Source organism: Paenibacillus macquariensis (genome assembly GCF_900156375.1).
Taxonomy (GTDB): Bacteria; Bacillota; Bacilli; order Paenibacillales; family Paenibacillaceae; genus Paenibacillus_AQ; species Paenibacillus_AQ macquariensis.
This window is the reverse complement of sequence record NZ_FTNK01000004.1, coordinates 46,105-59,186: the sequence shown is the minus strand read 5'-3', so window position 1 is coordinate 59,186 and position 13,082 is coordinate 46,105. Positions and strand designations below refer to the sequence as shown.

General features: G+C 39.7%; 10 protein-coding genes and 2 pseudogenes. 5 read left to right on the top strand and 7 right to left on the bottom strand.

Annotated features, from left to right (window positions below; translation table 11 throughout):
• Positions 1 to 102: 102 nt before the first annotated feature.
• The gene (locus BW961_RS08740; protein ID WP_248912503.1) at positions 103 to 840 is read right to left on the bottom strand and encodes a metallophosphoesterase family protein; all 738 of its coding nucleotides are present in this window, start codon (positions 838 to 840) and stop codon (positions 103 to 105) included.
• 214 nt (positions 841 to 1,054) lie between these two features.
• Here BW961_RS08740 and BW961_RS08735 point away from each other — a divergent pair, with 214 nt between their 5' ends.
• Positions 1,055 to 1,483, top strand: coding sequence for a PH domain-containing protein (locus BW961_RS08735; protein WP_068585878.1), 429 nt, complete (start codon positions 1,055 to 1,057; stop codon positions 1,481 to 1,483).
• Positions 1,484 to 1,874: 391 nt separating this feature from the next.
• On the opposite strand, the gene BW961_RS08730 is transcribed toward BW961_RS08735, so the two are convergent.
• Positions 1,875 to 2,615: an S-layer homology domain-containing protein gene (locus tag BW961_RS08730; protein WP_068585880.1), complete on the bottom strand. Its 741-nt coding sequence runs from the start codon at positions 2,613 to 2,615 to the stop codon at positions 1,875 to 1,877.
• A gap of 434 nt (positions 2,616 to 3,049) precedes the next feature.
• Positions 3,050 to 3,988 carry an aldo/keto reductase family protein gene (locus BW961_RS08725; RefSeq protein WP_068585883.1) on the bottom strand — a complete coding sequence of 313 codons (939 nt, stop codon included), beginning with the start codon at positions 3,986 to 3,988 and terminating at the stop codon, positions 3,050 to 3,052.
• Positions 3,989 to 4,684: 696 nt separating this feature from the next.
• Between BW961_RS08725 and BW961_RS31715 the strand changes: the two are divergent.
• A pseudogene (locus tag BW961_RS31715) lies at positions 4,685 to 5,275 on the top strand (lytic polysaccharide monooxygenase); the annotation flags it as partial.
• On the top strand, positions 5,276 to 6,049 hold the full coding sequence (locus BW961_RS31710; protein WP_342190353.1) for a fibronectin type III domain-containing protein: 774 nt from the start codon (positions 5,276 to 5,278) through the stop codon (positions 6,047 to 6,049).
• 87 nt (positions 6,050 to 6,136) lie between these two features.
• On the opposite strand, the gene BW961_RS08715 is transcribed toward BW961_RS31710, so the two are convergent.
• Both BW961_RS08715 and BW961_RS08710 read right to left on the bottom strand, forming a co-directional pair.
• Positions 6,137 to 6,790: an SDR family NAD(P)-dependent oxidoreductase gene (locus BW961_RS08715; protein ID WP_068585888.1), complete on the bottom strand. Its 654-nt coding sequence runs from the start codon at positions 6,788 to 6,790 to the stop codon at positions 6,137 to 6,139.
• Between the two features lie 200 nt (positions 6,791 to 6,990).
• Positions 6,991 to 7,470, bottom strand: a pseudogene (locus BW961_RS08710) (chitinase); the annotation flags it as partial.
• A 515-nt stretch (positions 7,471 to 7,985) separates the two neighbouring features.
• On the opposite strand from BW961_RS08710, the gene BW961_RS08705 reads away from it, so the two are divergent.
• Positions 7,986 to 9,335 carry a lytic polysaccharide monooxygenase gene (locus BW961_RS08705; RefSeq protein WP_068585894.1) on the top strand — a complete coding sequence of 450 codons (1,350 nt, stop codon included), beginning with the start codon at positions 7,986 to 7,988 and terminating at the stop codon, positions 9,333 to 9,335.
• Positions 9,336 to 9,486: 151 nt separating this feature from the next.
• Here BW961_RS08705 and BW961_RS08700 read toward each other — a convergent pair whose 3' ends face one another.
• On the bottom strand, positions 9,487 to 10,467 hold the full coding sequence (locus BW961_RS08700; protein WP_068585897.1) for a ring-cleaving dioxygenase: 981 nt from the start codon (positions 10,465 to 10,467) through the stop codon (positions 9,487 to 9,489).
• A gap of 470 nt (positions 10,468 to 10,937) precedes the next feature.
• On the opposite strand from BW961_RS08700, the gene BW961_RS08695 reads away from it, so the two are divergent.
• Complete coding sequence (locus BW961_RS08695) at positions 10,938 to 12,263, top strand: globin-coupled sensor protein (protein ID WP_068585900.1); 1,326 nt, start codon at positions 10,938 to 10,940, stop codon at positions 12,261 to 12,263.
• A 78-nt stretch (positions 12,264 to 12,341) separates the two neighbouring features.
• On the opposite strand, the gene BW961_RS08690 is transcribed toward BW961_RS08695, so the two are convergent.
• Positions 12,342 to 13,013, bottom strand: coding sequence for a GNAT family N-acetyltransferase (locus BW961_RS08690; RefSeq protein WP_082867485.1), 672 nt, complete (start codon positions 13,011 to 13,013; stop codon positions 12,342 to 12,344).
• Positions 13,014 to 13,082 lie beyond the last annotated feature (69 nt).

Here is a 13,082-nt window from a genome sequence, read left to right as displayed (position 1 = left end):
ATCCCTCCATAGCAAGCACTATTTCTTTTTTTAAAAATGCCTCTACTTGCTCTTATCCATTGAGTTCAGAATGTAAATGCGCGTACATTTACTATAATCAATTTAAACATCATCCTGTTTGTCTAATGCAGCTTTCTTCACGAAATGTGTTGTATATTCTCCATCTTCGCTAATCTCTAAGCCGTTTAAATTCAAGCCAAATACGCATCCACCGTCGATACCAATCTTATCACCCATCGGGCTAAACCATATCTCTTCAGACCCATGCAGATTGACTGCTGGTGTATGGCCGAAGACAACTTTCTTCTCTAAGTTGGTTGCATAATTAAAGAATACCTCTCTAATCCAATAAAAATCATTGATAGGCTGACTCTCTTTCCAATTCTCATGGGACGGATTAATTCCTGCATGTACGAAAATGTGACTATCTGTTTCATAATACAGTGGCAAGGATCTTAGAAATTCTAAATGACTTGAATAATTACGCTTGATAAAATCTTTACCTTCTATATATGTATCACATTCAGAACTTTCATTGCTGAAATCTAGGCCACTATAACTTTCAAGTGTTTGAAATGCCCCATTTCTAATCCAGCGCTTATCATCAACATCTTCTTCCTTATCGATAGCGTCTACCATCATCTGATCATGATTTCCTTTAAGGGCGATGACTCCCCACTCTTCAACCAATGATTTCACTTGCTCAACGACCTCTTTACTCTTTAATCCTCTATCCACATAATCGCCTACTAGAATAAGTTGATCTTGTTCAGGATTATATTCCATTTTGTTCAAGAGTTCATTGAACTCATCATAACAACCATGTATATCACTAATCACTAGCGTTCTGATACGAATTCCTCCTTAAACTTTAATACAAGACCATTAAATACATAATACTTATTAGTGTGATTACTGTATACATCTTTTGCTACAGGCGATTGACTTCAAGCCAAAAAAGCAGGAAAATCGTTAGTAACACAGAATATCCAATGAGTAAGGCAACAATAAATTAAAATTTAAAGTGTTAATATAATTAGGGGGGGGAACTACGATGGCTAACTTGTTTGGTGGTTTAATGGGAAATTATTCTGAGGTAACTATTCCCGAATTAAAGAGCCAATATGGGATTTATCTTATGCCCGAGGAAGAAATTCATATGGGCTTCAAACTGGTACGTGACGCATTTATTATCACTGATGAAAGACTAATTCTCATTGACCATCAAGGCGTTACTGGTAAAAAGACCCGTGTCGCATCGATACACCTAAACTCAATTTATGAGGTTACTATGGAAACGGGAGGCACCGGTTTCGATGATTGTGAAGTTACCCTTCACTATATAACCTCCCCTTATCACAAGAGCAATAATTTACAGACCTCTCTTTATAAGTTCGAATTTGGAAAAAAATTCAATGTACAACCTTTGTATACGACATTTTTGAGCATTGCTTCTAAGAATTTCAATCGCTTGAATTCCTAACTTAATACCTACTCCGATCAAAAGAATGTCCCTCTCCAGAGTATTGGAGAATGACATTCTTTTGTTATATTACATATCATATTAATAGACACCCTTCTTCATTTTCCTCTTCGTATTCATACATGTAGCATTATTTTATTCCACAAAAAAACGCCGGAGAGCTGTAACCAACACTCTTTGGCGAACTTTTGATATCTCAACAATCATATAATTATACTCTCCTTTTACGGGTACAAGTTCACTTCGGGTAATGCTCTTGATCTTAAATAAATAACGGAGTTTACGGCTTATATACACACCAAAGAGCTGCCCCTAATCACGTTGTGATGGAGCAGCACTTTGGTAAATCTATTTCAAATCAATGGATCATTCAAGATCATTCACATGACTATTAAATATTCAACGCATCGAGTAGCTTATACAGCATGGTCGCAGCTTCCGCTCTTGTAGCATGCATATTAGAACGGAAGGTCTGATCCCCATATCCCTGAATAATGCCTGATTCTACGAGTGAGTTAACCTCAGCTCCAGCCCAATCAGGAATACTGGACGCATCTTGGAATGTATTCACAGACGTAGGGGTTGGTTCTGAAATCGATGGCGCCTTCAATACTTTACCTAGCATGGTAGCCATTTCAGCTCTAGTAATCACTTGATTCGGCTTGAAGGTGATACCGTCTATTCCACTATAGCCATTAATAAATCCAGCTTGTACCAAAGCAGCTACATCCGCTTGCGCCCATGTCGGAATTTGACTAGCATCAGTAAATTTCTGTACTTCATTACTAGTGTCAAGTCCCATCGACTTCGCTAGCATGCTTGCGAACTGTACTCTTGTAACCTGAGCGTTTGGATGGAATAAGGAATCGTCATATCCACGAATGACATTCATTCCAGCTAGGCGTTCTATGGAAGAACTTCCCCAATGTCCGTCCATATCTGAGAATACAACGGGTTCATTTCCGAACACGGCATAGGTATCGAAATGCTTAGTCTCAACGCTTACCGTGCCATCCGAGTTGATCTTCCCACCTAGATACACCCAGCTTTGACGATCAGTATTGTAGTAATATACCGCTGGCTTCTGCCCATTGGTGAGCTGCTTGGCATCATAATGCAGCGTCATATTCATAGGCTTAGAAGTAACTCGACCTGACGTATTTGTGATAGATACAACAGGACTAAGATAAGGGAATCGTAAGTATTATTCTTGACCATTTTTTAGATAACATGTTGTCTCTACCGCCTTTTCATAGATTGGTGTAATTACTCTTGTTAGTCATTCGGTACCTCAACACGAGTAACTATATCAAAGGAGAAACTAACAAGTATACGATTTTACACAATCTATACAAAGGTAAACGTTTGATTTTACATACGGAATTTATGCCCAGTGAATATCAACCTATTCGTATAAAATATACCAATAAATGCTGTCCCAAACGTCATTCCATAGATCAGAAAAATACGAAAAAACAGGTCAAGAATATATCATCTTGACCTGCTTATATTATCCGTCTATTTATTAGAGCGTATGGATTCTTCTCAGAGGCTACCTGACCTTATTTACTTCAGAACATCTTCAATCTGTTTAAGAATATCTTCACTCAGCTGAATACCGGAAGCCTTAGCATTCTCCGTTACTTGCTCTGGGCGACTTGCACCAACTAATGCGCTAGCTACATTGGAGTTACGTAGAATCCATGCAAGTGCGAGGTTTCCTACGGAGATCCCAAGCTCATCTGCAATAATCTCAAGCTGCTGTACCTGCTTGATTCTCTCATCCGTGATGCCTTTACGAACCCATTCGATTTTGGCAGCACGGCTGTCTGTCGGAATATCAGAAGCCGATGTATACTTACCTGTCAACAGACCCTGCGCAAGCGGAGAGAATACGACCTGTCCGATGCCCGATCGTTCGCTGAGCGGCATAATTTCCTTCTCAATATAACGCTCAAACATATTGTATATAGGCTGATTTACAACGATACGGTCAAGCAAATAGCGGTCGGCAACACCCAGTGCTTCTGCGATTTGGGAAGCCTGCCATTCACTCACACCGACATATAATACTTTGCCTTGACGAACGAGGTCATCCAATGCGCGCAGTGTTTCTTGAATAGGTGTCTCTGGATCATGGCGGTGACAGTAGAAAATATCAACATACTCATGCCCAAGACGCTTTAAGCTCGCATTCGCCTGTTCTATAATATGCTTACGTGATAAACCACGATCATTCGGGCCTTCTCCCATTGGCCAGAAAGCTTTGGTAGCCAATACGTAAGACTCGCGTGGGTATGCCTTCAGTGCTTTACCTACCAATTCCTCAGCTGCACCCTTCTCATACACGTTAGCTGTATCAAAGAAGTTAATACCTAGATCATATGCCGTCTTAATAGCATTTACGGCATTCTCACGTTCAACATAACCTCCATATGTAAGCCAGCTTCCTAGACTGATTTCGCTAACCTTAAGCCCACTTCCACCTAATCTCCGGTACTTCATTTCATATTCCTCCTTGAGTTATAAAGTTTATAAATATGTCGATCTAACCTGCACATAAAGGAAAGTGCACCTCTATGGTACACCAAGAATATCCATCTGAACAGCCTGATTGAATTAATCATTCACATTACTTCAAGAGAGACAATCACGCCGATATGGTGCAAAATCCCCAAGTGAAGATAGCATCTATCATTTTCTCAATATGACATGCCAAATAGCCTATGTGTAGACAAGAATGGTTCTCTATAAAGCAATAAATATCCTAACTTGATGCAAACTTGATTCCTCGTACTCTATTGATTCATCATTACTTGGTTAGGTAAACCATAAGCCCCAGCCTCTTTTCAACATGATCCGACCTTTGAATTCATGCATTCTTTTATCCCACATTAATGAAATAGAATTATAGACCGCAGAATATATAGGTTTTCGTGTTTTTTCAATCTATTCTTCCAATATTGCTATATATACGACAACTAATTTATGAAATTGATCCCTTAGTCTCTCATAAAAGTTATCCAAGTATCGTACAATTCTCATAACAATATTAATAATATATTCATTATGAAGGAGGAGATAACCCAAACCACATATTTACTCTTTAGACAAAGAGCACTAGATATTCGCAACTGCGTTGCACGAAATGCTCAAATCTGAACGAGTCCCACATCACTCATTCAAAGGAGACCTAATATAATGACATCTATTCGTTTAACACACTTGTCTGTATCCAAACTAATCATTTTTTGCAGTATTCTATTGATTGCTACCGGCATTTTGCTTCTATTACCCAATACAGCATTCGGCCATGGTTACGTCGAAGGCCCTGCTAGCCGTGCTGCACTATGTAAATCTGGTCAGAACAACGATTGCGGATCCATTATCTACGAACCACAAAGCCTTGAAGCCCCAACGGGATTCCCTGAGAAGGGACCTGTCGACGGTAAAATCGCGAGTGCAAACGGAGCTTTCTCTAAACTTGATGAGCAATCTGCTACGCGTTGGTCCAAGGTTAACTTATCCTCCAGAAGAAATACATTTACCTGGAAGATTTCTGCCGCACATGCTACGACAAGCTGGAAGTACTAAATTACGAAACCTAACTGGAATCCTAATGCACCACTTACGCGGGACTCCTTCGATCTGTCCTCATTCTGTTCAGTCAACTACAATGGGGTTCAACCGCCATTCTCCTACACCGATACTTGTTATGTTCCTGAACGAAACGGATACCAAGTGATCTTGGCTGTATGGGAAATTGCTGATACTGCCAATGCTTTCTACAACGTGATCGACGTGAACTTCAGTGGAAGCAACCCTGTTGATACACAAGCACCAACTACACCATCGATATTGACTGCTACGTCTAAAACTACAAACAGCGTATCATTAATCTGGAAGGCATCTTCCGATAATGTTGGCGTAACCAACTATCAAATTTTTAATGGCTCTTCTTTGGTTGCTAATGTATCTGGTACAACACTCAGTACTACTGTAACTGGATTAACCCCGAATACCGCATATAATTTTAATATTAAGGCAGTTGACGCTGCTGGGAATGTCTCCGTGGCTAGTAATTCTGTAAGTGTAACCACAGATGCTCCACCAGCTATCGATACACAAGCACCGACCGCACCCGGTGGCTTGCACATCATGGGGACACCCAGTTCGTCCAGCATACAGTTAATGTGGAACAAATCAACAGACGATGTCGGAGTCAAAGGTTACCAGATATATAATGGAAAGACATTCCTAAGTACTGTTTCAGGTGCATTGACGGATTACACTGTAACAGGACTCAGTGCCAATACAAAGTATACATTCAGTGTGAATGCAGTGGACGCAGCAGGCAATCAATCCATTGCAAGTACGGTAAATGGCACAACTGCTACTGCTCCTACAACTCCTACAGAATCTGCTTGGAAACCTAATACATTTTACGCAGTTGGTGCGATAGTTACTTATAACGGATCCACCTATTCTTGTCGTCAAGCTCATACCACACTTACTGGGTGGGAGCCACCTATCGTTCCTGCTTTGTGGTTATTAAAGCAATCTTAGATTAGTGAAAAAAGCATGATGTTACCCTCTACCAGGTGACATCATGCTTTTTTACTATTGATACAACATCATGTTCATGTTCTGATGTTATTGAGCGTATACGATTTCCGTCAGATCCTTATTCGTGTGTAATTCCCAATATCGTTCGGCAATGAGATCCGGATCAAAGAATGTACCCGGAGATACATTCCCAGCTATTGTCACTGTACCCACATGAATCCCATGCGGATTCAACTCCTCTGCCAAAGCAAATGCCAATGCCCGAATCCCCGCTTTACCGATCGAAAGAGAAGTGTATTTAGCCGAAGGTGCCACTGCAAATCCCCCGCCCGTAAATAATAACGTACCCTTATTCTGTTCTATGAACGCTGGAATCACTTGCTGAGCACTCGTAAGTGCACCTGACACATTCACTTTGAAATCTTCTTGTAATTCTGTCTCAGTCAATGTCAGTGGATCACTTTGACTTATGGCTGCTGCATTGTATACTAACACTTCTGGAGTCCCAAATTTCTGTGTGATCTGATCGAAAGCATTCGTTATCGAATGACAATCTGATGCATCTGCGGTTATGCTATACGCTTCCACATTATGTTCAGCCAGTTCACTCGTATATTGATTTAGAGATTGTTGATTTCTGGCTACAAGTACTACTCGAAACCCGTTTGCACCAAATTTCCTTGCCACGCCCGCGCTCACGCCATTTCCTGCTCCAACAATAACCAGTAAGGGCTTACTCATCGTTTATTAACTCCTCTACTATTTAATATTCCCTAAATTTACTGTATAATATCCGATCATTCCAATAGAAATTATTATAGTTATATTCAAAAGTTCAATACGATCTTTGCAATCAGTATTTATTCGTCTCTCTCGTACCAACAACAAAAAAGGTGAATCAGTAAATACATCCTGATCCACCTATTCTTAGCTATCCTTGGTTAAAACGGCTTCATGCCTAACGTGTCTAATTTCTCACCTGTGATATCTACACCCATTTTGCTCGTAAAATCGCGATAGTGCCCGTCACGACGTTTGACAGAACTTCCTTCTGTCTCTCCTAGATTCGTCTCCAATAGAATAGCGGTCATGAACCCTATTTTTCCATCTGCTGATATGATCTCCGGCTTACTAAGCAGTACATTCTTGTCCCCATAAATGATAGAACTAAATAATCCATAGTTGAAGTTCCAACTCATCATGATGGGTCCCCATCCATAGTACCACTTATCCTTCACGCCTGGATAGAGCTCACTCGTTGCTGGATCGACGAAGGCATCTTTATTCACGCCTGTTCGACCTGCAATATTCTCATTCCAGAACAGTCCCCATTTCAACTCCCCACCTGGTGCGGTTGCCCAACCTCCGCCGGTCTCATGCGCAAGGTTTGCTAGAAATGCAGCAAGTTCACGCCAACAGCAAGTGCACTCCCCTTGTAACCGTTTACACTTATTGAGGAAGTGAGGGTCGCCGAGCTTACAACCTTCTTCTCACTAACAACTTTACTATTGACTTCTGCAGCCGAAACGCTCAGTGGGGAAGCTAGCAGAACAGCTAGCCCATTCAACGCTCTCATTCCGCAAAAATATGCGTGTGATTCGACATGTCGAGGATTTTGTCACATGATTGTCGGCAGTTGAGAACCCACTTGAACGTGAAGCTATATATCTACAATTTAATTCTATTTCTCTCTTCCTCTGCATATACAGATGGATAAATTAAACATTTTTAATTTATTTTACCATAATTTAGTAATAATCATAATCCTAAGTTATATGAATTATTATCAAGTGCCGAATACAGTCACTCACCAGTGAATGTATATAAATTCGTTTCAACAACAAAAAGGAGGTGTAATTTGAGATATCAAATTGAGGTTTAATCAAAATCATTTGTTGTTAAACCTTCGTCCCAAATAAAGGAGGAGTTATTAAACATGTCATGTTTACGACTTTCTAATTCATCTTTGGCAAAATTTCTAGTGTACGGATGTATCGCCTTATTGGCTTCAATGAGTACTTTGTTATTCGCAGGTAATTCATTTGCACACGGATATATTGATGGACCTGCTAGTCGAGCAGCGCTCTGTAAATCTGGGCAGAACACGAATTGTGGATCGATCATTTATGAACCACAAAGTCTGGAAGCACCTAAGGGATTCCCTACTGCCGGGCCCGCTGATGGAAAGATTGCTAGTGCCAATGGCGCCTTTCCAAATCTGGATGAACAAACAGCAACTCGGTGGTCTAAAGTCAACATAACTGCTGGAACAAATACATTTAATTGGAAAATTTCTGCCGCTCATGCGACAACAAGCTGGAAGTATTATATTACAAAGGCTGACTGGAATCCTAATGCTGTTCTTACTCGTAATTCATTTGACTTGACACCTTTCTGCTCTGTGAACTATGGGGGTAAACAACCACCATTCACCTACACAGATACTTGTAATGTCCCCGCTCGCACTGGATACCAAGTGATCTTGGCTGTCTGGGAAATTTCTGATACTGCAAATGCCTTCTACAATGTTATTGATGTCAACTTTAACGGTAGCAATCCTGTCGATACACAAGCTCCTTCTGCTCCATCAGCTCTGACATCAACTGGTACAACATCCACCAGCGTTTCGTTAGCTTGGAATGCATCAACAGATAATGTTGGCGTAACCGGCTATCAAATATTTAAAGGATCAAACTTAGCTGCTACCGTATCTGGCACAACATTAAGTTACTCTGCAACTGGACTGACCGTGAATACGGCCTATACTTTTAGTGTCAAGGCGATAGACGCTGCTGGGAACGTCTCCAATGGAAGTAATGCTGTAAGCGTGACTACCAATGTTCCTGATCCTGTCGATACACAAGCACCAACAGCACCCGGTAACTTGCATGTCATGGGAACCCCTACATCCACTAGCATTCAGTTAATGTGGAACGCTTCATCTGACAATGTTAGTGTGACTGGTTATCGCATATTTAATGGAACCGTATTCGTCGCATCCGTTCCTGGATCAACGACGGATTATACCGTAACAGGACTTAGCCCAGCCACTGCATATACTTTCAATGTGTATGCAATCGATGCCGCGGCCAATCAATCAACAGTAAGTACGGTAAATGGCACCACTGCTGTTGCGCCAACAACACCAGCTTGGGCAATAAACACAGCTTATACATTAGGAACGTTAGTATCCTACAATGGTTCTGTGTATTCATGTCGTCAACCCCACACATCATTAGCCGGTTGGGAACCAACGAATGTCCCTGCATTATGGTTACTGCAATAAGCGCATGATATAACGTCCTTCTCCTAAATATGAACATTAGATTGTGAATGAACGATTGATATACAGACGCAAAAGAACCACGAAGTACAGGTCAACTGTACCTCGTGGTTTTGTCATTTGAATGCTATATCATTCTTACGAATGCTATTATTTACACTTCTTTGTTAAATTCTATCGTGCTTCGTACGGTATCAATCGGACGCACTAATTTTTCAATCTGTTCACGTCTAGGTTCTAGGAATGGAGGTAAAGATAATTTCTCTCCAAGGGTTTCATAAGGTTCATCTCCCATAAATCCTGGACCATCGGTTGCGAACTCAAATAGAATCTGTGGTGCAACTCTTGCGTACAATGACTCGAAAAAGTGGCGATCCACATAGCCCGACGATTGAAGTCCGAAATCTTGTAGACGTGCGATCCAATGTTCTAACACTGAACGATCCTCAACACGGAATGCCGCATGATGGACAGTGCCGTATCCTTGTCTTGCTTGTGGAAGAATCACATTATGCTCAACAATGATTTGTGCACCATTCCCACCTTCACCCACTTCGAATAAATGGTTTGAACCTGCCTTATCAATTTCTTTAAATAAAAGAACTTTTTCTAATATCTCTTTAAAATGATCGAAATGAGCAACACGAACATGAATTGGACCTAGACCTGTAATAGCATATTCTAAGGGAACCGGTCCTTTTTGCCATGGTGTCCCCGCAGCAACACCTTCATTAACCTCATCTGAGATCAATTGATATTGTTGATCATCAAAGTCAACAAAAGAAAGATTCTTTTTACCAAATTGTTCTTTAATGCCTGTATGTTTCACTTCTAGTCGGTCCAAACGTTTCACCCAGTAATCTAACGCTGCATCACTTGGTACACGGAAAGATGTTTTAGAAATTTCATTTGTACCATGTACACCTTTGGCAATGCCAGGGAAATCAAAGAACGTCATATCTGTACCCGCACTACCTGCGTCATCTGCAAAAAATAAGTGATACGTCTGAATGTCATCTTGGTTCACCGTTTTCTTTACTAGACGCATACCTAACACATATGTGAAGAACTCATAGTTCTTTTCTGCACTACTTGTAATGGCTGTTACGTGGTGTATACCTTTTATTTCATTCATTATTAATTCCTCCACATCTATTTTTATTAATGTTATTTGGTTTCAATTCAATTACCTTTAAACATTAAATCTTAATTTAAAGATATTATATCATGAAAAACATCTCATGTCACTCTCCTCATCTTAATATTATATATTCACCCTTTGTACATATCTCTCGACAATACGATTTTGTGGAAAAGCATGCACTTATCTTCACATTAATTTCTGTTAACAAGCGATCATATAAACTACCCTCAGAAACTAACATTATTCTATCAATATCCATAAGAAAAAGTCCAAAATATACTGTTATTTAAGAACAAAAAAATATTGTAGAATGATGTGGAAAGATGCCGAACGTATGTTAGAATAACGTATTAAGTCAAATATAATGTATCCTTTTTTGTTAAACAATATTCTGCTATTTCTATTATAAAAGACTTCTCGTACAGACAAATAGCTTATATAACACTAAGGATGTGATTTCATTGGACAAATGTCCTTTTTCGGGATTAGCAAAAAAATTCGGTTCCTCTACTCCTAAATCCGAGTGGCTAGAGAAGGCAACGATCGAACACGTAAATATAGACATCGATGCTAATAGTGATACTGCTAGGCAAATGTCCATGATTAATTTACAAGAAGAAGATGTTAAGTTATTGAAAGCGATCCAACCTTTAATTACACAACATATCGATGAAATAACGTCATCTTTTTATCAGACCGTGCTTGACGTTAAAGTCCTCGAACAAATAATTAAGAATAATAGTACGGTTGATAGATTAAAGATGACGCTCAGAAACCATTTGATTGAAATGTTCAGTGGTAATATTGATTCTGAATTTATCGACAAGCGATTGAAGATTGCGAAAGTTCACCAAGCGATAGGTTTGGAACCCAAATGGTACATGGGTGCATTTCAGAATCTACAAAATGCGCTTTTTGATGTAGTCGATCGGAATATAAACAACCACAAAGAAAGCCTTCGAATTAGTAAAGTCATAAGCAAACTACTTAATTTCGAACAGCAATTGGTGCTAGAAGCGTATGAAAGAGAAAATATGCTACATAGAGAACAAGTCTATTCTAATGTAAAAGACAACCTTAAAGGTAAAATCACTGAAGCTACTGAAGAACTAGCATCGTTAACGGAGCAAACAAGTTCATCTGTGCTAGAACTGGTCGCTAGCAGTAATCAGGTTAATAGCTCATTTATGCATTCTATTGAAAAGGTAAACGAAACACAGTCTTTAGCAAGTGAAGGCAAAGATAAACTTCAACAACTATCAGAAAGAATTATGTTAATAAGTGAAAGTACACAAGTCATGAGAAATAATGTTATGAATTTTAACGATTCGTTTGAACAAATAACCAATATCATCAATATCGTTCAAGATATTGCGAAACAGACGAAAATGTTATCTTTAAATGCAGCTATAGAATCGGCAAGAGCTGGGGAGCATGGAAGAGGATTTAGTGTTGTTGCTCAAGAAGTTCAGAGATTATCAGGTGATACACGTGATAGTGTAAGCAAAATTACTGATCTCATCCAACAATCGAGAGAATATACGACTGAGGTTGTTAATTCGATTAAAGAAGTAAATATTCAAGTTGCAGCCGGTCAGAATGAATCCAATGAAACCAAAGCTGTATTTGATCATATTATTGAGTCTATGGAAAGTAATATGAATGAAATTAACAGTATGGAGGATGAGATCAGATCCTTAGTTGGCGTAATTGAGGAGATTGGCTCATCGACAGATAAAGTTGCAGCCTCAGCAGAAACGTTATATCACACGACTAAAAATATCTAATCTCACATCATCAAAATAACCCCTGATTAAACTAACTGTTGGAAATAACAGTTAGTTTAATCAGGGGTTATTTATATACTAATCAGCGTCAGGTGGCGCGTACACCATACAATACTGCTCAAGTGAACTGTTTGGCAAAGCGATGACTTTCACCGTACGGAACTGATAATGTTCATAGATAGGTAAATTGCTTATCGTCTGTGTCTCAAGCGTACAAGCGATATTCTTCGACCGGCATTCGGATAGTAGAGGCTTAATGACCTTCGTAACGTAACCTTGTCCGCGATATTGTTCCTGTACAACAAGCATATCAAGGTGCATATATTGCTTATCGCCTAACATCGATAACCACGATGAACTCATGTTAAGTAAGATAGATATTCCCCGCACAAATCCGCGTATCCCAATGATTCGACAGATCGGTAATGATGTGATTATGGCATATGCAATTTGCTTCATATATTTGATTTTCGAACGTAATGTTCCCGCTTCACGTTCCGAATGAAACACCAACGCAACGGCCTCATAGTTGTCTGACGTCGTCAGCAAATCACAATATGGATACAGCATTTCAACATACCGATGAAAGAATATATTCATGACGCGTAGCCTCGTGGTCTCATCAGGTAAAATATGTTGATACAATGGATCTTCCTTCGCGAACGCTTGCGCCAATACACTTGCAGCTTTCGGAATATCACGACGTTCTATTTTTAATAATGCGCTACAAATAATTCCACCTCGTATCATTAATTACTTCCATATAAGCATAGAGCATTATAACGAAAGCGGCAAACAGATCTATATGGCACAGGAACA